General features: G+C 54.5%; 15 protein-coding genes. All 15 read right to left on the minus strand.

Annotation, left to right across the window (positions count from 1 at the left end):
• The 15 genes from NTU47_03310 to uxaC all read right to left on the minus strand — a co-directional run bounded on the left by NTU47_03310 (nt 1) and on the right by uxaC (nt 22859).
• Nucleotides 1-1005 carry a pectinesterase family protein gene (locus NTU47_03310; GenBank protein MCX6132821.1) on the minus strand — a complete coding sequence of 335 codons (1005 nt, stop codon included), beginning with the start codon at nt 1003-1005 and terminating at the stop codon, nt 1-3.
• Nucleotides 1006-1262: 257 nt separating this feature from the next.
• Nucleotides 1263-3551 carry a T9SS type A sorting domain-containing protein gene (locus tag NTU47_03315; protein ID MCX6132822.1) on the minus strand — a complete coding sequence of 763 codons (2289 nt, stop codon included), beginning with the start codon at nt 3549-3551 and terminating at the stop codon, nt 1263-1265.
• Nucleotides 3552-3672: 121 nt separating this feature from the next.
• Nucleotides 3673-6672, minus strand: coding sequence for a TonB-dependent receptor (locus NTU47_03320; protein ID MCX6132823.1), 3000 nt, complete (start codon nt 6670-6672; stop codon nt 3673-3675).
• Between the two features lie 403 nt (nt 6673-7075).
• Nucleotides 7076-8326 (minus strand): tagaturonate epimerase family protein, encoded by a 1251-nt coding sequence (locus NTU47_03325; protein MCX6132824.1) that lies wholly within the window; start codon nt 8324-8326, stop codon nt 7076-7078.
• A 59-nt stretch (nt 8327-8385) separates the two neighbouring features.
• Nucleotides 8386-9840: a decarboxylating NADP(+)-dependent phosphogluconate dehydrogenase gene (gnd, locus tag NTU47_03330; protein MCX6132825.1), complete on the minus strand. Its 1455-nt coding sequence runs from the start codon at nt 9838-9840 to the stop codon at nt 8386-8388.
• 23 nt (nt 9841-9863) lie between these two features.
• Nucleotides 9864-10991 carry a 4-phosphoerythronate dehydrogenase PdxB gene (pdxB, locus tag NTU47_03335; protein ID MCX6132826.1) on the minus strand — a complete coding sequence of 376 codons (1128 nt, stop codon included), beginning with the start codon at nt 10989-10991 and terminating at the stop codon, nt 9864-9866.
• A gap of 54 nt (nt 10992-11045) precedes the next feature.
• The gene (locus tag NTU47_03340; protein ID MCX6132827.1) at nt 11046-12317 is read right to left on the minus strand and encodes a lactate racemase domain-containing protein; all 1272 of its coding nucleotides are present in this window, start codon (nt 12315-12317) and stop codon (nt 11046-11048) included.
• A 14-nt stretch (nt 12318-12331) separates the two neighbouring features.
• Entirely contained in the window at nt 12332-13417 is a 1086-nt protein-coding gene (locus NTU47_03345) for a sugar kinase (GenBank protein ID MCX6132828.1), read from the minus strand.
• 45 nt (nt 13418-13462) lie between these two features.
• Nucleotides 13463-16057: a sodium-translocating pyrophosphatase gene (locus tag NTU47_03350; protein MCX6132829.1), complete on the minus strand. Its 2595-nt coding sequence runs from the start codon at nt 16055-16057 to the stop codon at nt 13463-13465.
• A 171-nt stretch (nt 16058-16228) separates the two neighbouring features.
• Nucleotides 16229-17002: a hypothetical protein gene (locus NTU47_03355; GenBank protein MCX6132830.1), complete on the minus strand. Its 774-nt coding sequence runs from the start codon at nt 17000-17002 to the stop codon at nt 16229-16231.
• Nucleotides 17003-17118: 116 nt separating this feature from the next.
• Complete coding sequence (locus NTU47_03360; protein ID MCX6132831.1) at nt 17119-17910, minus strand: hypothetical protein; 792 nt, start codon at nt 17908-17910, stop codon at nt 17119-17121.
• A 104-nt stretch (nt 17911-18014) separates the two neighbouring features.
• On the minus strand, nt 18015-19097 hold the full coding sequence (locus NTU47_03365; GenBank protein ID MCX6132832.1) for a sugar kinase: 1083 nt from the start codon (nt 19095-19097) through the stop codon (nt 18015-18017).
• A gap of 84 nt (nt 19098-19181) precedes the next feature.
• On the minus strand, nt 19182-20015 hold the full coding sequence (locus NTU47_03370; protein MCX6132833.1) for an SDR family oxidoreductase: 834 nt from the start codon (nt 20013-20015) through the stop codon (nt 19182-19184).
• A 69-nt stretch (nt 20016-20084) separates the two neighbouring features.
• Nucleotides 20085-21383 (minus strand): MFS transporter, encoded by a 1299-nt coding sequence (locus NTU47_03375; protein MCX6132834.1) that lies wholly within the window; start codon nt 21381-21383, stop codon nt 20085-20087.
• Between the two features lie 54 nt (nt 21384-21437).
• Nucleotides 21438-22859 carry a glucuronate isomerase gene (uxaC, locus tag NTU47_03380; GenBank protein MCX6132835.1) on the minus strand — a complete coding sequence of 474 codons (1422 nt, stop codon included), beginning with the start codon at nt 22857-22859 and terminating at the stop codon, nt 21438-21440.
• Nucleotides 22860-22864: the final 5 nt, after the last annotated feature.

The raw sequence follows: 22864 nt of genomic DNA on the forward strand, positions 1-22864 counted from the left end.
TCAACGAGCACTCGTAGGATCCCAGTTGTCGAACCCCTTCAAAACATTGCGCGTCATGAGGAGGCCCGATTCCACCTTCGTCAGCTGACGCGACCACGTGACTCTGGAAGCGGGGTTGGCTCCTGGGCCCGTGCTGTTGTACTCGGAATAACGGGCTGTTGTCTCAGCTTCAGGCTTACTCCAATTATGCCACCCTTCCGGCCGGATGTGCTCCCCCATCTCGCAATTCACAAACGTCGTGTAGGCATAGAGGCGCCACGGTCGACCCAGATACACCTTTCGCCCGACGCTGTCCGAAAGCAGCCTGCAGCGAAGAAACACGAAACCGTATTGTTGTGTCGGGGGTGTCGAAGCGGCGGTAACGTACGAGTTCACTTTGCTGATGATCGTGCAATTCTCAAACACCGCGGTCGCAGCCCCGAAGATAAAGTCTGTCGTCCCCTCGATTGTGCATCCCACATAATATTGCCGGCTGTTCTCGCCTGACGAAAACAACGTATCCTGATTTCCCACCAGCCTGCAGTTCTTGAAAATGCAGCGGTCTCCTTCGACATGAAGAGCGACTGCCTGGCCTACCCGTCCTGCGGAGTTGACGAATGTGATATTCTCGAAGGTGATGTTGTTCCCCGCCACCATGCACGTAAACGACGTGAACGTATTGAATTTCCTGCCTAGCGAGTCTGTCTTCCCCGAATAATCGTTGTACGTGATCACCGTGCTGTCCACATCCTGGCCGATGATCGCAATGTGCGTCTTCCATGTGGGGATAAGAAGTTTCTCGTTGTACACCCCGTTCTTTATGAAGATAACATATTGCCGTTCGGCGTAATCCCGGCAGGCAGTGATTGCCTCCTGGATCGTTTTGAAATTGCCGCTTCCATCCCGGGCAACGACAAAATCGTACGATGCCTGGGAGCGAAGCGGTGAATAGAAGCAGAAACAGGCCACGAATACAAAGAGCCGACAAAGCTGTCGAGTGACGCGGTTACGGAGTTGCGTTTTCATTGCGTTAGTAAATTGATCATCACAATAAGCGCCCGCGGGAGCACCAAGAGAAGCGTTATGAAGGGAGAGCAGAGTCTGAGAGCGGGAGGCTATGAACCTGTGGGAAAAAGACGAGCGAACGCTACTGCGAAATTGCCTGCCCCTTGGTATGCACCCTGTCCCCAGCCGCACGGTCACAACGACCAGGAGAAGAATCTTGTGCCGGGGCTGGAGAAGGCACCGTCCAGCCCCGTTCACAAGAGAGATGCTCTTGGAAGTTACTTCATCAAGATCATTTTCTTCGTTTGTACGACATCCCCAGCCTGGAGACGGTACAAATAGATACCCGAACTCAATGCGGACGCGTCAAAGTTTACATGATAACTCCCAGCAGACAACACCTCGTTCACGAGGGTTGCAACCTGCTGGCCCAGGATGTTGAAGACATCGAGGGTCACAGGGCCACTCTTCGACAGCGAGAACTGCAGCGTGGTGGACGGGTTGAACGGATTCGGGTAATTCTGAGAAAGCTCTATTGACCGCGGAATGATGTCCTCATCGCGCACTGCAGTTGCAACGGTCGTGGAGCCTTTGATTTCAGCAAGTTGGGTGTATACGTACTTTGAGTTGGATGCTGCTCCTGTGTACCAAGGATAGATCCGGAAGTATAACGTCTTGCCGTTCGGAACCGTGGCCCCGATTTTGTAGGCGTAGCGTGTCGTAGCTGTCACGCTCCCCGAATTGGGAAGGGTAACCGTATCGGCATTCGCTCGTATCTTGCTGGCAAATGCGGCATCCGTTGAATAGTAGGCATTGAACCTCATGCTGCCCGTGCCGCCGCCGCAGCTCCAGAAGGAAACCGAGTCGACCACAAAAGCATAACCCGACTTCGGCGCAACCTGTAACTGGATGTAGCGTGTCGCCACTTCTCCAGTTTCGGGACCCCACGAAGTACCGGTTATTCCGCCGTCAGCTGATGGCCACCAGCGCATGTTTCCTGTGCCAAGCGGACCATTCGGCGTGCCGGTGAAACTGCGAACGAAAAACTCGCTGCCGCTGATCGGCTGGCCAACCACGTTCCCAACGGTTGTGGAGGGATTCGCACTGTCCGGCAGGATGAGGTTCCAGACTACGGATGCTGGGCCAGGTCCTGTAGGTGTACTTGTCAACCACTGGGCTTTCTTCGTCGGGAACCAGTTCAAATCACCCGCAGGAAAACCGTCGTTTCCGGCTGCGTAGATAGAAGAGGTCGTAGGATATGCGCAGTTCAGTTCATCGCGCAGCTTCGCGTAACCCCAGCGATCATAGTCATTCGGGTCTGTCGCCGTGCCATAGGTCCACGCACCCGGTGTATTCTTGCCTTTCTTGCCGCCGTTGTCTGCCCTGTACCAACGAGCGAGTTGCGTCATTGTGGCCGGCACTTTCGGCAACGTGACACTTACTTTCTTGAATGCGTTCACTGAATCGGCACCCAGTTTGCCGTTGATGTGCCATGTCAGGGGCGAACCCTCCCCCGTGACACCGACAGAAGCAAACTGATTGTAGAACGCCTGCCCGGAATCAGAGATGGCGTAATAGTTGTTGGAGATCGTCCATTGAGTCGTCGTATTCGGATACGAGAAGATCCAGTTCATGCGTGCTTTGCCGAACTTATCCAACTCACCGCTCGGGATAAACTCTGCCTGCCGCGAGATATCGGAGTCATTCCCCATGATGAACGGATCGAGCAAGAAGTTGTTCGTGATGATGACTTTGCTCCCCACGGAACCGAGCGAAAGCATTCCGTGGTACGACGTGCCGTTCACGAGCGTGTTGTGATCGAACATGAAGTATTTCAATTCACCCGTCACAGTGGCCCCAGAAGCCGGATAGTGACGGACAATACGATCCAGCCAATTCACGAAGGTATTATTGATCATGATCAACGAGTCGCACGCTACATTTCTCAGGTCAATCGCCTTGCCGGCTCCCAGGTTCGACCGTCCCAGGTACCCCATATTGGCAAAGACACTGTTCGTGATCTTGACGACGGATGGGACACCATCCGTACGGATATGGTTGCCATTGGAGTTCGAGATGATGCAACTATCGATGGTGATGCTGACGCCCGAGATCGTTGACGGAATATTGATCAACGCTCCCTGCATGTTCCAGCGATTCGTGTCGACGAGTTCATAAAATCCCGTCACCTCCAGATTCTTCATCGAGAGACTTCCGCCAAGCTGGAACAAATTGCCCGGGGGATTCCACGGCGTTGTGCCGGTTCCGCTCGGGTAGAGCATGACCACCGGTTTCTTGGTCGTCGAGCTGTCATTCGCTTTAATCCGCAGCGTCCAGTTGCCCGTGTTCGTAAACACTGCGTTGGAAAGATAGAGCGCTCCGCGTGTCAGCACATAGACGCGGTTTGGCAGCTTGCCGTTTGCCGCGGTATCAGCTGCAATTTGCTGGTTCAAATATTGACTCCCTTGCCCGAGCCACGGCACGAGCCGCAGTTCCTGCGAGAACAGAAGAGCGGGAAGCAGGAAGACCAGGCAGATGAGGCACAACATGGTCCGCGTGTTTTTCATGAGACGATCCTCTTGATTAAGTGTAGGTGTATTGAGTTATGGGAGAAGAACCACATTCGTGTTGCCATTCATCAGGAGGGGGGCTCTGTGGTCGAACGCCATCCCACCCATAGTCGTATCCTTAAAAATCCACCCTCACACCGAAGTCCGCCGTCATGCCGTACCGCTGGCTGACATTGAGCCTCGTCCAGTCGTACACCCTGTTCGTCGTGTACGTACTTTCTTCGACATTCATCAGATTGCTGACACTCATAAGCAAAGCAACATGATCCGAGAATCGTTGTTTGACCGTCAGATCCCAACGCGTGTACTTACCGGTAATACCGTCCGTCAATCCTCCCGGCGAAAAGGTTCGATTGAACTGCCCCTGGTAGAACACCGACATGCGGGCGGAGAAATCACCGACATCGATGCCGAGCGCCACATTTCCATAGAACTCCGGCTGTCCATCCAACTTCTGCACGCGATCGATGATGCGGTTGGAATAAAATGGCGTCGCAATATCACCGAAGTCTGTATGCTGGACGACCCAATTCGTGTCGATGAGGGTCGCAACGAGATGCGCTTCCGATCGCACGATGGAGAAATTGTACGACAGCACCAGGAACTGCAGATAGCTCGGCAGGAAACTGAGGTTTGCCTGATGTTCAAATTCAAATCCCCACACCTTTGTCGGCTTCGAGGAATTGTAGGGAACGGTCAGCTGATATCCCCCTTTTGTCAGGGCTGTATTCCAGTGAATCCCAAGGCTGTCAAGGAACCTCGGACCGACAATTCCCCCCTGGCTGAGTATGTGCACGTCGTCTGATATCTCCTTGTAGAACGCGGAGACAGAGACAAGACCAATTGTGTTGCTGAAAATCGACGTGTTCACTTCGTAGTTCCAGGCTTTGGATACCCTCAGGGTAGGATTGCCAACGATGAGAGACGCTGACGCGGCCGACTGAGCAAAAAGCTTGATCAACCGTGCGTTGTAGTCGGGTCTGGCAATGGCTTTGTACGCTGCGAGACGAACGTTGAGAAATTCGGCAGGTCGAACCGTCAGGTGAAAATTCGGCAGCCAGATCGTCTCTTCATATTTCGTTGTCGTGTCCTTCACAACTCCGGTCGGAGTCGGAAAGCCTCCGAGTGAGCCAGTGCCCGGGACAAACCGCGAAACGTAGTCGTTCGACTCACTTTCAACGCGCAAACCCGCGATAAAAGTGACATCCCGCCCAATATTCAAGGTGTTCATCAGATAGCCCGCCCCCAACCGTTCCGTGATATTATAGTAGTCAAGGTCGGCGGTGTTGTCCGTATAGTATTCGGTCCCCGCTGCGGTCCCGTTCTTGTTCAGATTGTACCATTCCCGAACAGCATCACTGTTCATGAGAGGATTGAGCGTATAGCGATTGAAAAGATCCCTTATCGCCGGAGAAGGATCAAGGAAGTCCGTGAGCGAAGGGCTGCGTACCTGACTGTTTGCAAGGTATCGCTTGTAGAACGAATCAAACCGGGTGCCCGTGAGGTTCTTCGGTTGCCAGGCAAAGCCCAGATAGTATGGTGCGAAAAGTCTGGATGATTCCTTGGTCCTCGTCGTGTACTTGTATTTTCCCCCCATTTTCACCTCGCCGGCAAACATGTCACCGAGCGTGTATTTTCCCTTCCCATCGAGGTATCCGCTTCGCTCAGTCTGGCTGTTTCGCTCGGTGCTGAAGATGCCGGAGTCAATAGCGGCAACTGCAAAATTGTTCACGGCGTAGGGAATAACGACTTCGGGATTCGATTGGATATACAGATTGGGGGGAAGATCCATCCCAGACGTCGCATGCCCGGCCGCATCGCGCCTGCCGATTGCTTCGAAATAATCCAGATAGTAGTCGAAGGGCAAATCAGCAACCGACCGGGCGTAGGCTCCGCCCCACGTGAAGCTCAACCCCTGAAGAAAATTCTCTCCGCGGACAGAAGTATTGAACGCCGTCACCTTCTGGTCCCGGGCTTCGGTCTCGTAGTAGACGGGAGTGCTGCCGGCATTGTTTGTGGGATAGTTTCTCATAAACGTGTTGTATCCCCGCTGCGTGCCGTTGTAGTTTACGCTCATGCGGACAGATCCGCTGTCCGGAGTATTCACATCAAGCAACAGCGTCCCCCCGTCGCGCTTTCTGACTTCATCGACAAACTGCAGCTTGAAATTGCTCACGAAGTAGGTGGCTGGACGGATATCGTAGCGGTCTGAATAATTGATTGTCGTCTGTTCGTTGCTCCGAATCCTGTTCTCCAGGTTTCCGCTCACCTGCACTCCGAGGATCCCGTCAAAGAAGCGCTCTCCGTAGCGAAGGCTCAGGTCATATTGCTTCGCAGAATTCATCAGTCTGTTGTAATCCCCCTTGATGTCAGCTTGCAATTGTCTTTTGGAGGGCGCCCTTTTCGTAACGAGGTTGACGCTCCCCGCAATCGCATCGGCGTCTTTGTCCGGAGTGAGCGCTTTAGACAACTCGATACCGGACAATGAGCCCTGAGAGATTGTGCTCAGGTCGACACCGCGTGAATCTGCGTCTGTCGCGGCTATTTTGACGCCATCAATGGTGACGGTTGTAAACTTGTCGCTGAGGCCGCGGAGTATGACCTTGTTCGCTTCGCCGCCGGAGCGGAGGATGGAAACTCCGGGCAAACGACCGATGGATTCCGCAGCATTTGCATCCGGCAATTCTCTGATCTTTTGTTCAGAGACAACATTGATGATCGTGTTTGAGGCGATCTGTTGGTTCATCGCCGCGACCTGGCCGCGCATCTGTGCGGTGACAACAACTTCCTGACCCTGGATGACGGTGGAATTCAGTTTCACATCCAGCCGTTTCGCCGGGTTCTTTGAGAAGTCCACTTCAATCGTCTTCACTTCGTAACCGATGCAGGAGATCCGGATACTATAAACTTTTTGAGGAATTCCCGTGATGGCGTATTCACCTTCGATGTTCGTCGCGTTCCCCATTCCGGTACCAACGAGAACAACATTGACTCCGACGAGTTTCTCCTGCGTGAGCGTGTCAGTGACAACACCCCGGAGAGTGGCCTGGCCGAAAAGGGCAGCAGGAAGAAGGAGAACAATGATAACAAGGAGAAGTATGGAGAGCGAAGACTTCATGATAACTCCAGTGCAGGATTTGAGTTTGGCAAATCAACATCGGGAAACGTGAAGAGGCTGCTTACTCGCCGCTCAGGAGCGGGAACACATTGATCAGCCTCGGATTTCGGCTTCCTGATTATAGATGAGAGCATGGTTGGAGGTTCGGTGCAACCCTTTTTTCGCGTGGACGATGCGAATCTGGTTCGATGGTTCGGATGAGCGGAAACCCAGGCGCTCTGATGTTACTTAATCGTTTACTTTACCGATGACGGTGCGACACTACTTTAAGAAAAGAAACGGGTTTTGTCAAGTGTTTTCAGGGACTTGAGGCCAACAGAAAGGGCGCCGTTCTCAATATTGCAAAAGCACGAGAACGAGCGCCCCTTCGGGTGAAGATGAGATTCCGGCCTACAGCACAGGCTCAGGTACCAAAAAACAGCGGTACGATATGCCTTTGATAGAGGTTTTCGGAAACGTTGTTGGCAATCGTGTCCCGGTACTTCACCAACATTCCAATGTAGCGATCCCCCATTTCCGCGGCAACTTTGTACCCAACATGAAGCAATTGCCTGAAATGGAGATTGTATCGGGGATCTGTCTGATTGTGTCTGAGCGCGCACGCATAGTCGTCACTTCCCCATGTCTGGATTTTCTGAGGATCGGGAAGCTTCGACCTGTCGATATTGATGACGGTTTCGTACGGTTTGCACAGCTCGTCGATCCTGCTGAAAGCAGTTGCGTAAATTTCCTGTGCAATCTTCAGTCCCTCTCCACCGGCAGACGCCAGACCGATGAGTTCTTCCAGCCACGTCGTCCCAGCTGTCTTCAAATGCAAGCCTGCATTTTGCTTTTGCATGGCACGGCGGATCACCGGATAGAGCGAGAACTTATCGCTGCCGGAATGTACGCTCAGCTTGAGGTTCTTGGGAAGATCGAACGTCTTGATTGCATGCTCAATCACCAGCAGATCCTCCTCGAACTCTGTCGTGAATTTCTCTACGCTCCCGACGTAGTCGATTCCCTTCAGGAACGAGCCGGTGAACTTCGGCGCGATCGTTTGTACGCGCACACCTTCTTCCGCAAGCGCAGCCAGAATGAAAAACAACTGTGCGGGCGTCTGCGGTTCGTTTGCCTCGTCCGTCGACACCTCGGCCACAAAATTTTCCTCCCCCTTCTTCGTAGCGATGTGCCGGTAGATTCTGCCGGCCTCTTTCACCGCGAAGAGGTACTTCCGCCCGATTGCATACAGATCGTCTTCCGTTACCTTCGTCGTCGTATGAACACCGGCCAGCGGAAACGCAGCGGTATGCTTCATCATCGATCGGACGAATGCTTCAATGTCCTTCTCCTCCGCCGCTTTACCGATGAAATCAGCCACATCGAGTGTATAGAAGTTGCTCGAATCGAGGAACAGATCAACATTCTTCAAGCTGATATGATCTGCGTCGACGTAGTGCGCATAGCGCCAGCTGCGTTCCTTGACTGCGGAATCAGCCGCGATTCTCGTGTCGGCGGGTTTTGTTCCAACGATTGTATGTTCTCGGAATGATTTGTTCCACACGGGTACTATCTGTACACCGCGCTGAGCGGCGTGTTCGAGCGCCTGCAGCTGTGCCGCGCCCTGATGTCCAAACCTGTCACCAACTCCAATGGAATATTTTTCCAGTATCATGCGTTTCTCCGTTCTCTTTGTCAAAGTGCTTCATGTTGTCGAACGACATCGCCCTGCTGTTACACGATATAGGTCGACGATGCTGTGTCTCCTCCGCGGCCGGTCCAATTCGTATGGAAGAACTCTCCGCGCGGCTTATCGATCCGCTCAAACATATGTGCTCCAAAATAGTCGCGCTGCGCCTGCAGAAGGTTTGCCGGCAGGCGTGCGTTGCGATACCCATCGAAATAGTTCAGTGCCGTGGAAAATGCGGGAATCCAGACTCCATGCATCACTGCGGTCGCGATCACGCGCCGCCATGCTTCCTGCGATGCTGCGATCTTCTCCTTGAAGAACGGATCGAGCAACAGGTTTGCAAGCGTCGGGTTTTTCTCGAATGCCTCCTTGATCTTGCCGAGGAACGCCGAGCGGATGATGCAGCCGCCACGCCACAGGAGCGCGATGCCGCCATAGTTCAGATTCCATTTGAATTCATCCGCCGCCGCACGCATCAGGGTGAAGCCCTGGGCGTACGAGACAATTTTGGACGCGTAGAGAGCCTTCTCAAGATCCCCAAGAAACGCCTTCTTGTCGCCCGTAAACTTCGTGGCGGGGCCTTTCAGCACGCCGGACGCCGCCACCCGTTCTTCTTTAATAGCAGAAAGACAACGCGCAAACACGGATTCGCTGATCAATGTGAGCGGGATTCCGAGATCGAGCGAAGTCACACTCGTCCATTTTCCTGTCCCCTTTTGGCCCGCGGTATCGAGAATCTTGTCCACGAGCGGCTGGCCATCTACGTCTTTGTAGTCAAGGATGTCCCGCGTAATTTCAATCAGATAGCTGTCAAGGTCCCCTTTGTTCCAGCCCTTAAAGACTTCGTGCATCTCGCCAGCGTTCATACCCAGCAATTCGTGCATGATCTGATAGGCCTCGCAGATGAGCTGCATGTCGCCGTATTCGATTCCGTTATGGACCATTTTGACGAAATGCCCCGCTCCGTCGTTTCCCACCCAATCACAACATGGGGTTCCATCTGCCACTTTGGCGGCGATGGATTGGAAAACGGGCTTCACCTGAGGCCAGGCCGCCGGAGAGCCCCCTGGCATGATCGATGGACCCTTCAGTGCTCCTTCCTCACCTCCGGAAACGCCCGTCCCGATGTACAAGAACCCCTTCGACTCAAGGTACTTTGTCCTTCGGATGGTGTCGGGGAAGTGCGAATTCCCGCCATCGATAATGATATCGCCGGCATCCAGGTGCGGAATAATCTGCTCGATGAATTCATCGACCGGTTTCCCGGCTTTCACCATGAGCATAACCCGGCGAGGCTTTTTGAGGGAAGCCACGAGCTCGGCGATCGAATGCGCGCCGAGGATCTTCTTTCCCTGAGCACGCCCCTGAATGAAATGATCAACTTTGTCGACGGTCCGGTTAAACACCGCAACTGTAAACCCGCGGCTTTCAATATTCAAGACAAGGTTTTCTCCCATCACCGCCAATCCAACGAGTCCGAAATCAGCTTGTTGTTGCATGCTTTTGCTTTCTGTTGTTGTGTCTAGTGTAGTGTTTTGAATCCTATTGCCTTCACGATCGGCTCCAGTCCATCGCGTGCATGGAGCAACCTGACGGTGTACGTCGGGAACTCCCTCCGTAACGGATACTCACCGCGCTGCTTCTCAAATGCCGCCGGAAACATCCGGAGTCTGGCATCATCTGTAAGTACGTCATACGTGCGCTTCACGAGACCCGCGACCACGTTCTGCGTGCTCTGGTTGGCGCACTCAACTTCGAGCGTCGTGCTTGCGGGCAATGGCACTTTTTCAGGGTACCATTCGTGAAGATCCAATCCGAAGAAACGACTGAATGCCTGCACACTCATCGCTGTGCCGTTGGCTTTTCCATCTGCGGAATAGCCGGCAATATGCGGCGTCGCGATTCCAGCGAGGCGAAGAAGATCCGGGTCGATATCGGGTTCATGCTCCCATACATCCAGCACCGTGTCCTTCATCGGCCTGCTTTTCAGAACCGATTTCAGTGCTTCACCATCCACCACTTCCCCCCGGGACGAATTGATGAGGATGTGATCTTTTCTGAATTTCGCAAGCAGTCGTTCATCCACCATGTGCAGCGTTTTGTCCGGGCCATCGGGATTCAAAGGAACATGAAACGTGACAATATCCGACTGGTCGATGAGCGTATCGAGCGATACGAAATCCTTTGATCCCTCGTGACGTTCGCGCGGGGGATCGTTCAACAACACTCTCATCCCGAGCGCCTGGCAGAGCTTCGCCACCTTGCGGCCGACGTTTCCGACACCTACGATGCCGATGGTTTTCTGAGCAAGCTCAAACCGGTGCTGTTCGGCAAGGTGAAAGAGCGCCGCGGCAACGTACTGCTGGACAGAGGATGCATTGCAGCCGGCGGCGTTCGTCCAGAAAATCTTGTTCGCATTACAGAATGCAGTGTCGATATGATCAAACCCGATTGTCGCCGAGGCAATAAACCTGACCCGGGTCCCTTCCAGCAATTTCCGTGTGCATTTCGTCCGTGTGCGGACGATCAGCGCGTCGGCATCCCGGATGTCCGCCTGTCCGATCTCATGCCCCTCGAGATAAAGGACCTCGGCGTGCGGCTCGAGCACTCCCTTGATAAACGGAATGTTCCTATCGATGACAACTTTCATTCGATTCGTTCGGTGAGATACTGTGAAGGCTGACGTGGAACGATGCTCCCTCTGCTATCGAAATCGATCCCGGTGAGCCCAAAGCCCCAATGCGGGATTTGAGACAAAGAATACTTTCTCGCCATCGGGCATTGTGTTGAATCCTTCGCTCAGCGTGCCCGGGTTGTACTTCGCCATCATCGTGTTCAAATCGGCGTAGTGGAAGTTGACGCTCTCAATTTCCTGTTTCGTGAGATGTCCCGGGCAGTACGTGATCGAGAAACGTCCCTCAGACGAGCCGTGGATGAGGTGGGCAGCAGCACTCAGGTTATGTTTCAGATCTTCCGTGCTCTCTACATACCGCAACACTTCAGGGGTGGTCACATATCCGTACTTGCGTATAAGGACATCGATCTGCTTGTCCTCGCCAAATTCTTTCAGGCCGGGGGCCAACACGATGAGTTCCCCCCCATCGGCGATTGCCATCCTGGTCCGATACACACTTTTATTGCCGAGCCACGTGCTCTTAAATTCAGACGGATCCAGGTATACCACCACTTTCCTGAGCGGTTCGTCAAGTATCTGGAAATTCACCTTCAGGGATAGCGCCGCTGCCTGGTGGAAGCACTCCGCATCGTCTCCGACAAACAAGCCCCGCACTTTCAGCTGACCGTCTGCCCCTCGTGCGACCACAGTCAGTACATACACGATCGGCAGGTGTTGTGCAAAATTCTCGGACGCGTAGTTGAGCACTCTCCGCACGGGGGTGTCGGCACGCCCCATCATCCGTTCCATCCCATAGACCGCGCCGAGGAAATGACTCTTGTTGATGCCTTCCTGCCCGCCGGTTCCAACAAAAATATTCTTGTTGTGGCCTGCCATGCCCACCACCTCGTGGGGCACAATCTGTCCGACCGAAAGAATCAGATCAAACCCGCCCTCCACAAGCAGCTTGTTAACCTGCGCTTTCCAGGAATAGCTGAGTTTCCCCTCAGACTGCTGCCGGATAAACTCTGCGGGGACCTCTCCAAGCGTCACAATGTCATTTCGCCAATCGTGGATCCGGAAGAGTCCGAGAGGGGTCTCACCGAACATCGACCGTATATCCTTCTCCTGCATGGGCGAATGAGTGCCGAGAGCAGGAAGAATATCCGTGAGCCGTTCCCTGTAATACTCCCAGGCAAGACGGGTCAGGATGCCGGCATGAGAATGAAACCGCGTGTAATCCGGCGGAATGGCCAGAACTTTCTTCCTAGCTCCCAGTTTCCCGAGCGCCTCTTGTAGTCCGGCCCTCAGATCCTCCTCACGGAGGACATCATCCTCGGATCCTCTATGATAGAATACCATGGTTCTCCGTCGAACTACCGTTTGATCCTTGCGGAACCCCCGCCCATCACGTGTTTGATTTCTTCCATGGTGACCATGCTCGTATCACCGCGGGTGGATTGCAGCAGCGCACCGTGCGCCGCACCCATCTCCACGCACTCCTGGGGCGCCATGTCATGCAACAAGCCGTACACAAATCCGCTGCAGAACCCGTCACCGCCGCCGACTCTGTCTTCAATTTCGAGGTTCTCGTACTTCCGCGATTGATAGAAGACACCGTCATAATACATGATGGCAGACCAGTTGTTGACGAGGCCGCTCACGACCTCACGAAGCGTGGTCCCCACAGCTTGTATGTGCGGGTACGCGCGTACCACCTGCTGCACCATTTTCTTGTACCCATCGATCGGCAGCTGTTTCAGGTGTTCATCTGTTCCTTCCACCTGGAACCCGAGAACTTGCTGGAAATCTTCTTCGTTGCCGATGAGCACGTCGATGAACGGCATCAGTTTCTTTGTTTCGTCGATCGCTTTCTTCGACGACCAGAGCTTGCTACGGAAGTTGAGGTCGTAGCTCACGATGGTGCCGGCTTCGTGCGCTGCCTTCATCGATTCGAACGCCACGGCTGCGCAGTTGTCGCTGAGGGCGGTGAAAATTCCCCCGGTGTGAAACCACCGGACTTTCCGTTGTTGAAAGATCCGTTTCCAGTCCACGTCACCGGATTTCATGTGGGCCACCGCTGTGTGGCCGCGATCGTAGAGCGTCACACTCGCACGCACGCCAATGCCAACCTCTGTGAAGTTGAGTCCGATCCGGTCAGTGCGGCCCGACCCGTCATACGGCACCCAGATGACTTCGCTGAGATCCATGCCACTCGTGCGAGCGTGATTTTGAATGAAGTGACCGAGCGGATTGTCCACGAGACGTGATATCCAACTCGTTCTCATCCCGTAGCGCGAAAGAGCGTACGCAACGTTGTATTCTCCCCCTCCGGCGTATGCTTCAAAGACCGGAGTGATCTCGATGCGCTGATGTCCGGGTGGACTCAATCGAATCATGCACTCCCCCAATGCGAGGAGATCGAACTCAGTGCTGGATGCTACGAGTACTTTCACGCCCATTGATGGACCTTCCCGTTACGGTTATGTGGTGTTGCTCCTGACTTCTTACCGGGTTTTTCTGCCCTTCTTTGCGGGTTTCGCTTTCGTTTCAAAATCCGTGATCTCGGTCCCTTCCCGCTTGCTCTGCCAGACTGCCCACGCAATTGCCAACGCACACAGCAGCGCCGCCATCCCACCGATCGTCTTCATCGCCCATTCCGTTCCGGGCGCTGCAAGCTTCGGCGCAATTACGTTGTATTGGAGCACCAGTCCCAATGCAAGCAAGCTGACCATGTTCATGACCTTGATCAGTGGATTCACGGCCGGACCTGCAGTGTCCTTCAGCGGATCACCGACTGTATCACCGGTGACTGCTGCCTTGTGCGCGTCGGATCCCTTGCCGCCGTAGATGCCGTCTTCAATCAGCTTCTTTGCATTGTCCCAGGCACCGCCAGCGTTCGACATAAAGACAGCGAGGAGCTGACCGGTGAGGATCATGCCGGCCAGAAATCCTCCCAACGCATACGGTCCAAGCAGGAATCCCACAAGCAAAGGAGCCATGATTGCGAGAAATCCCGGACCGATGAGTTCTTTCTGTGCCGTGTTGGTGCAAATATCAACCACGCGGCCGTAGTCCGGTTTCTTCGTGCCTTCCCAGATCTCAGGATCGCGGAACTGCTCGCGGCATTCGCGGACGATATCGAACGCTGCGCGCCCCACAGCACGTATGAGCATGCTGCTGAACAGGAATGGAACGGCGCCGCCGATGAGGAACCCGATGAAGACCATGGGATCAGCGACGGTGAGCTTTCCGGCTTCGATAAGGTACTGCGCTGTTGTCATCTCACTGATCTTGTCTTCACTTCCCACCGCGATCACCGCGATGAAGCTTGCAAAGAGCGAGACGGCGGCGATGACTGCGGAACCGATTGCGATCCCTTTGGTCTCCGCTTTTGTTGTGTTCCCGACAGCGTCAAGGTCGGCAAGGATCTGTCGGGCGCGCTTGTAACTTCCCGGGTTCGCCGCTTCCATCTCCTTCGGTTCATATCCCATCTCTCCGATGCCGTTGGCGTTGTCGGCCACAGGTCCGAACACGTCCATCGAGATCGTGTTCCCGGTGAGCGTCAACATGCCGATACCCGTCATTGCGATGCCGTAGGCGACAAACAGCGGCGGAGTGCCCGCATAGACGAGGACGGAAAGCATGATCGCAGTCGCAATCACGATGATCGTTGCCACCGTGCTCTCGTATCCGACCGCAAATCCCTGAATGATGTTTGTGGCGTGACCGGTTGTGCAGGCTTTCGCCAGACTCTTCACCGGAGCGTGCGCCGTGTGCGTATAGTAACTGGTGACCTTGTTCAGCGCGACCGCAAGGAAGACGCCGATGAGACAGGTCCATGCCGGTCGCAGATCGAGGCCTGGAATTCCCCACGATGAAATCGTCGAAAGGGCTCCCGGATCGCCATTGGGGAAACCAGCGGCGGCTGTTGGATTCAGCAGTAGATAGGCCGCGTCGAAATGGAGATAGAAATACCCCAGGACGAAGAACCCGACCACGCTGATCACCGATCCGATCCAGAATCCGCGATGAACGCTCTTGAGTGCTTTGTCTGATGCATCATGTTCCCCGGCCCGGACGGTGTAGGTGCTGATGATGGACCCGAGGACGCCGATGCCGCGGACAAGAAGCGGGAAGATAACTCCTTTGTGCCCGAACGTTGCCATTCCAAGAATCATGGCAGCGACAATGGTGACTTCATAACTCTCGAAAATATCGGCAGCCATGCCGGCGCAGTCTCCGACGTTGTCGCCGACGTTGTCCGCGATGGTCGCCGCGTTGCGCGGATCGTCTTCCGGAAGATCTTTTTCGATTTTCCCGACAAGGTCCGCTCCAACGTCAGCCGCTTTTGTGTAGATGCCGCCGCCGACGCGCATGAAGAGAGCAAGAAGCGTTCCGCCGAATCCAAATCCCAGCAACGCTTCATACGCCTTGTCACCGAAGATCAGGAAAATGATCGTGCCGCCCAGCAACCCCAACCCGTCGGTGAGCATTCCCGTCACAGTCCCGGTGCGGTAACCGAGCTGCATTGCTTTTCCATAGCCGTGCATCGCCGCTGCTGCAACGCGGAGGTTTCCGGTCGTGGCAAGACGCATGCCCACAAATCCCACCGTCCAACTGAAGAGCGCTCCCACGAGGAAAGCGAACGCCCGCCCCCATCGGAAAGCCTCTACGGCACCGGTGTATGTAATAAACAACAGAACGGTAATGAGGATAATCAGCGGACCGATTCGCTTGAACTGGGCGCCAAGGTATGCGTTCGCCCCTTCGCGAACCGCAGCCGCGATTTCCTTCATCTTGTCCGTGCCGGAATCAGCAGCGTTCACCTGCCTCATGAGGAGAAGTGCGTAAAAAAGTCCCGCAACGGCGATCCCAAGAACCGACAGGAGGCTGAAGATCTCCATCGGTGAATACTTCGGATCGCTGAAGAGTGAAAAAGCTTCAAAGTGATGGGTTTCAGTGGCGACCGTAACGACTTTCGTGCTGTCCTGACTATAGCCAATCTGCCAGATGTACACAGCGGCAAATACTACCATCATCAAGAACAGGTACGCCCGTCGGACGGCCTCAGATTTAAAGTATCTTCTTATCGATTTCATTGTTAAGACCATTTCTCGTTAGGATGCTTGTGTATGTCCGTTGGTACGATTATTCCCTGACAACGCAGCATCGCTGTGTGCCCCGATCGAAACCGGACCAATCACGAACGGTTGCTGTCGCCATGGGTTTGTGCGGTGAACAAGAATGTAATCCTTTCAAGAGACCCGTGATTACGAAACGAGGCTCTCCGAAGCTGATCTCCACCATTTCGCGTATTCAACTTCAAGGATGCGGCGATCAGGGAATTCGTAGAACTTCAGGCCGGTCTGATCTCCCAGGAAGAATCCGCGACGGATCGTCCGGAAAAATGCGTGGTGACGGGGGGACCGTGAAACCGTCTTGGTCTTCTTGTCACTCCCTTTTTCCAGATCGTTGACACAGTCGATCAGGTGAAGGGGATCCGGATAAGGGAGATACCCCGCGAGCTTTCCGTGTTCATCCCGGTCGAGGAGCATATCGACGAAGAAGAGCCGCGGGACGCTGACCGGATTCTTCGGGTCGGTCATGAATTTCACAAATCCTGACGGCGGGAGCGCCGAAACGACGAGCGGGTAGACGGGACAGAGTTCTTCATAGAGATTTGACCCGGATTTCTCAGCCTTCGCATCGTAGGGGGAAGAATCGAGCGACAGGACGCGTCCATCAGCAGTGCAGAGATGGAGTTTCCCGAACGCTGAGAGAGGGAGATGCTCAAGGACTCTGTACACAGAGATGTATTTGCTGCGCTTCGGACTGCCATCCAGGTGCGGTGTGCACCGTTGCGCGATGTCGTCCATCTTGAAATGATCATTTTTCAACGTTGGATCTATCTCGAAGAACAGTACATTGCCGCGTGCATTCTTCTGAGTACCCATCGCCATGTAGCGACCGAACGCTTCAGGCTCAAGGTGTGATGCCACCAGTGCTTCAAAACGATAACAGAGCATGTACAAGTGTATGTTCATAACAACCTCCGGAACTAACCGACCTCCTTGGTCGTACAGCTTTGTGAACGATGATTAAGGGTACAGCAAAATCGACCGGTGGTTCGCCGAAACCGTACGCCACCGTTCCAGTGCATTTACCGGACAAATCTCCACCAATCGTAATACTTGTTTTCCAGATCGGAGTGCGACGGCATGGGATAAAACAACAACTCGCCGGGCGCAGCAAACCAGAATCCATGCTTGATCAGCGCATACGATGCTTCCACGAGTGTCGTGCTCAGGCTGATGGTCTTCGTTTTCTTGGATGGTTCTGCCTGCAATTCCAGGAGAAAATCATAAATGCGGGCCGGGTTGGTCTCCGGGATCGGCGAGGACATAATCTCACGATTCTTGTTCCTCTCCATGAATTCAGCAACATTGAAATCATATTGCGTGAAGCAGATCTTTGGCGCCCCCTTTGACTTCGTTTCGGTGGTAATGTATTTCCCGAACGAACGCTGATCCAGCGTCGATGCTACGAGATTGGTGAGTGGAGTCATTTCCTGATAGATGCGCACCAGTCCGGGCTCGTTCACAGCATCGTACGGCTTTGCCGTGAGTTCCAGCGACTTACCGTTCGCCGTGACCAGGTACAGATTTTTCATCGCTTTCAGGTCAACGTGCTCCAGGACGGCGTAGGAAGAGATGAATTTGGTTTTCTTTGGATGGCCGTCGGGGTGCGGAACCGTCAGAGCAAGGTAGTGATCGATATCAAAGTAGGGGTTCCGGAAGTTGATATCGATCTCCGCAAAGATCACTTTTCCTTTATAGTGCTTGGCGCTGCCGATGGTGTAATGCTCGGCGAATTCGGTCGGCTTCAACTGAGAAGCGACAAGCGCATTAATGGGGAAAACGATCATATACAGATGTTTATCGTGCTCAGCCATTATCTTTCCTCCGCATTGCGTATGTGATCATGTATGGAAATCAAACGTAAGTTCAATGTTCGGGAAACAGTCCTGGTCATCGCAGCCTTCAGTGCGAGGCCGCATCAGCGCTGGATGCGCGCCGATCCGCCTTTGGCGAAGGCCCGGACCTGTTCCACCGTGACCATGGTTGTGTCACCGGGGGTTGTTGTCATCAGAGCGCCATGTGCCCATCCCAGTCTCACAGCTTCTTCGGTGGTCTCTCCGTTGAGCAAGCCATAGATGAAGCCGCTTGCGAACCCATCGCCTCCACCTACGCGGTCAAGCACACCCAGCTCACATGTCGGTGCAATGTACGTCTTTCCGTTGACCCATGCCACGGCACACCAAATATGGCGATTTGTCAAATGGACCTCGCGCAGGGTCGTAGCAACCGCTTTGATTTGCGGATGCCGCGCAATGACCTGACCAATCATTCCAAAAAAAGTCTTCGGATCGAGTGATGACGTCGCGGCTACTTCCGGACCCGGGATACCGAGACCCTTCTGCAAGTCTTCTTCATTTCCCACAAGTACATCGACATTCTCCACAATGCGACTGACAACCTCGGCTGCTCTCTGCGAGCCGCCCCAGATATTCCACAACTTCTCGCGGAAATTCAAATCGAAGCTGACGACGGCCCCTGCCTTTTTTGCCGCCTTCATTCCTTCGATGATCACTTCTCCCGTCGTTGCCGACAAGGCTGCGAAAATACCACCGCTGTGAAACCAGCGCACGCCGCCGGCAAAGATTGCGTTCCAATCGAAATCGCCAGGCTTCAACTGCGCCGCTGCTTCGTTGGACCGGTTGTAGAACACCACCGGCGGACGGACACCATGCCCCTGGTCGCTGTACACGGTGGCCATGTTTGGACCATTGACGCCATTGTGCTTGAACTGCTTGTAGAAAGGCTTCACACCCATAGCCCTCACCCGCTCTGCGATCAGCTCGCCGATGGGATAATCGACCATCGCCGTCGCGATTCCCGTGTTCAAGCGGAAACAATCCGCGAGGTTCGCGGCCACGTTGAACTCGCCGCCGCTGACGTGGATCTGGCATTGCGTTGCCTTCCGAAAGGGAATGATACCCGGATCCAGCCTGTGAACCAGTGCTCCCAGCGAAACCAAATCGAGCGCACCATTGGGACGCACATTCAATTCGTTGCTCATCACTTGCTCCTTATGCTTTTTGATTTCTATTCCAGATTCTTGGTGCTCTTGGCGGCCTTGGCGGTTAATCCTTTCCACACATTGCTACACACCGGAGTACGCCGAGAACCCGCCGTCGATCGGAAGAACGACGCCGGTGACGAACGCGGACGCCGGCGAGAGCAGCCACAGAGTCGCTCCCAGCAAATCCTCCGGTGATCCGAAGCGCCCCATGGGCGTGTGATCCATGATCTTTTTTCCCCGCGCCGTAAGTTCTCCGGTGTTCTTGTCCGTCAGCAGAAACCTGTTCTGGTTTGTGAGGAAGAACCCCGGAGCGATGGCGTTCACTCTGATTTTGGGCGAATACTCCTGCGCCATATGCACGGCGAGCCATTGCGTGAAATTGCTCACTGCGGCCTTCGCTGCCGAGTAGGCCGGGATGCGCGTCAGCGGGCGGAATGCGTTCATCGAGGAGACGTTAAGTATAATCCCCTCCTTCTGCTCCGCCATGTATCGTCCGAACACCTGGCTGGGGAGAACCGTCCCAAGCAGGTTCAGATCGGACACGAGCTTGAACGCCTCGGCAGGCAGATTGAAGAATGACTGTTCGGGATTCGTCGTCGCCTTGGGGTTGTTCCCTCCGGCGCCGTTGACAAGACAATCGATGCGGCCGAATTCCTTTATGACAGCAGCGGCAGCTTCTTCCATACTTGCCCTGTCCAGGACGTCCCCTTTCGCCACAAGGTACTTCCCCTTGATCCCCTGAAACCGTTGTACCACCAGATCGGCCAGCGCCGGATCGCGATCCAGTATCGCGACGTTGGCATGACAACCGACGAGAGCGCAAGCCATTTCTCCACACAAGACACCTCCACCTCCCGTGATGACCACGGTGCGGTCTGTGAAATCATATTGTTTTGTGAGGTCTGCAAGATTCATACGAGTGTCCTTTATGGTCAACATTCACGGTGCGTGCGATGGCGTTCTCCATGGCACACGGCAATCTGTCTATGCAGCTTCCTTCATTTCAAATTGTTCAAACTTGGGAGCCAGAACATGGTGCAGGCCAAACGAAACCAGGTATGCGAATCCACAGATCGAGAACAACACGGCATAGCCGGCTGTGATGTTTCCCGAAGCTTTGAACACATCCAGCAATCTCCCCGTAATGAACGGGAACAGCATTCCACCAATCGCCCCGGCCATGCCGCCAATACCGATCACGGATGCCACCGCGCGCTTCGGAAACATGTCAGACACCGTGGTGAACAGGTTTGCGGACCATGCCTGGTGCGCAGCGCCCGCGAGACCAATCAGCATGACCGCCGTCCAATCGCCGACTTCTGTCACTGCCAGGATCGGAAGCACCAGAAAGGCGAATACGAGCATACCGGTTTTCCGGGCACGCGTTACCGTCCAGCCCGTTTTTGTCAGGTAACCCGTCACCCAGCCGCCAAGAATACTGAGAACTGTGACAATCGCATAGATCGTGACCAGGTGCACCCAACTGGATTTGATATCCAGGTGACGTGTTTGCTTGAAGTAGTCCGGCAGCCAGATAAGGAAGAACCACCAAACGGGATCGGTGAGAAATTTCGCCACGATAAATGACCACGTTTGACGGTAGCTCAGCAATTGAAGCCATGGAATCTTTGTGGTCTTTTCTTGATCGAGGTCGCTGCGGATGTGCGTCAGTTCACTTGCGGAGAGCTTTTTGATTTTTTCAGGAACATTGTAGAGCGGAAACCAGAAAAGCAACCAGAGGAACCCTGCCAGGCCTGCAGCGATGAACGCAGCCTGCCATCCCCATGTGAACGCTATCCACGGAACAACCGCGGGCGCGATGATCGCACCGACGTTTGTGCCGGAGTTGAAAATGCTCGTCGCAAGGGCACGTTCCTTCTTCGGGAACCAGAGAGCCACAGCCTTGATTGCGGACGGAAAGTTCCCTCCTTCACCGAGGCCAAGGGCGATGCGGGCAACGAAAAAACCTCCGACGGTCACAACGAGCGCGTGACCAAGCGCCGCCAGGCTCCATGCGGCGATCGAAACGGCATAACCGACCTTTGTTCCGTACTTGTCGATAAACCACCCAAAGAAGAGAAGAGCAACGGCATAGGCACCCTGGAAGGCCGAGTTGACCAGACCGAATTCTTCGTTCGTCCATTTCAGCTGCTCGTCCAGGATCGGCTTGAGCAGCGAAAGAATCTGGCGATCGATGTAGTTGATCGTTGTGGCAAAAAACAATAACGCACAAATCGTCCAGCGATATCGACTGTGCTCGGGACTTTCAATTGATCCGGTCATCTGCAGTGTTCCCTTTCGTTGGAGTCTGGTTTTCCGTTGCCTGATGCAAAACGGCTAGAGCTTGTAGGCCTTCTTCACCAGCCCGTTCGCCATGTCGTAGATCATCTCCCCCGCTTCGTCCAGTGTCAGAATGTGTTTCGCCACGAGACCCGCGAGGAAATTTGCGTCGACGCGCCGCGCCAGGTCGTGCCGGGCGGGAATCGAGACAAACGCACGGGTGTCGTCATTGAATCCCGCAGTATTGTAAATACCGGCGGTCTCCGTGACCATGGAACGGAATCGCGTCATCCCTTCGATGCTGTCGTGGAACCACCAGGCGGGACCGAGCTTCATCGCTGGGTAGTGGCCGGCGAGGGGGGCAAGCTCGCGCGAGTAACTCGTCTCATCCAGCGTGAAGACGATCACCGTCAGACGCGGGTCGTTGCCGAACTTGTTGAGAAGCTCTTTGAGGTTATGCGTGTACTCCGTTTGCGTCGGGATGTCACTTCCCTTGTCCGGTCCGTACTTCTCATAGATCGTCCTGTTGTGATTGCGGTCGGAGCCCGGATGGATTTGCATGACCAGTCCGTCCTCAACGCTCATGCGCGCCATCTCCATCAGCATGTGAGCTGCAAAGACAGCTGCGTCGTCCTTCGATGCCTGGCCCATCAGAGCTTTGCGGAATACGCGTTCCGCTTCTCCTTCTGTCAATTCATGCGTCGCCGGCGAGAAGACACCGTGATCCGTCGACACGGCGCCCATGGATTTGAAGAACGCGCGCCGGTTTTCCAACGCCTGGATGAACCGACGGTAGGAGGTAACCTCCATCCGTGATCGCGCACCGAGCAGCTCAACGTTCGCCCGCCAGGTCTTGTTGTTCAGATCCGTGACACCGTCCGGCCGGAAGCAGGGAATGACATTCCCCTTCCATCCGGATTCACGGAGTTTCTGATGAGGTTCCAGCGTGTCCGTCGCCGCATCGGTGGTTGAGAGCACGGCAATCTTGAATCGCTCAAAGAGTGCCCGGGGTTTGAACTTCGGCGTCTGTAGCTTCGCATTGATCTCATCGTAAATGTCGAGCGCGGTGGAACCGTTGAAGTGCTTCTTGATTCCAAAAACAACGGAAAACTCGTGGTTCAGCCAGGCCCCGGTGGGCGTGCCGCGGAAGAGGTAGTAGTGATCGCCGAAGAGTTTCCAGATCTTTCGGGCATCGGTTTCCCCTCTCGATCCGTCAAGAGCCGGGATGCCCAGCGACTCGAGTGGTATCCCCTGCGAGTACAGCATCCGGAAAATGTAGTGGTCGGGAACCAGAAAGAGCTCCGTAGGATTCGGGAACGGTTTGTTTTCCACAAAAATGTTCGGATCCACATGACCGTGAGGGCTGATGATGGGCAAATCCTTCACGGACTTGTAGAGTTTCCGGGCAGCGTTTCTGATGGCCGAAGCCGGATCGAAGAAGCGGTCTTCATTGAGTACTAGTCGGGATTGTGTTTTCATGTCTT

The organism is Ignavibacteriales bacterium, assembly GCA_026390595.1.
GTDB lineage: Bacteria > Bacteroidota > Ignavibacteria > UBA10030 > UBA10030 > UBA9647.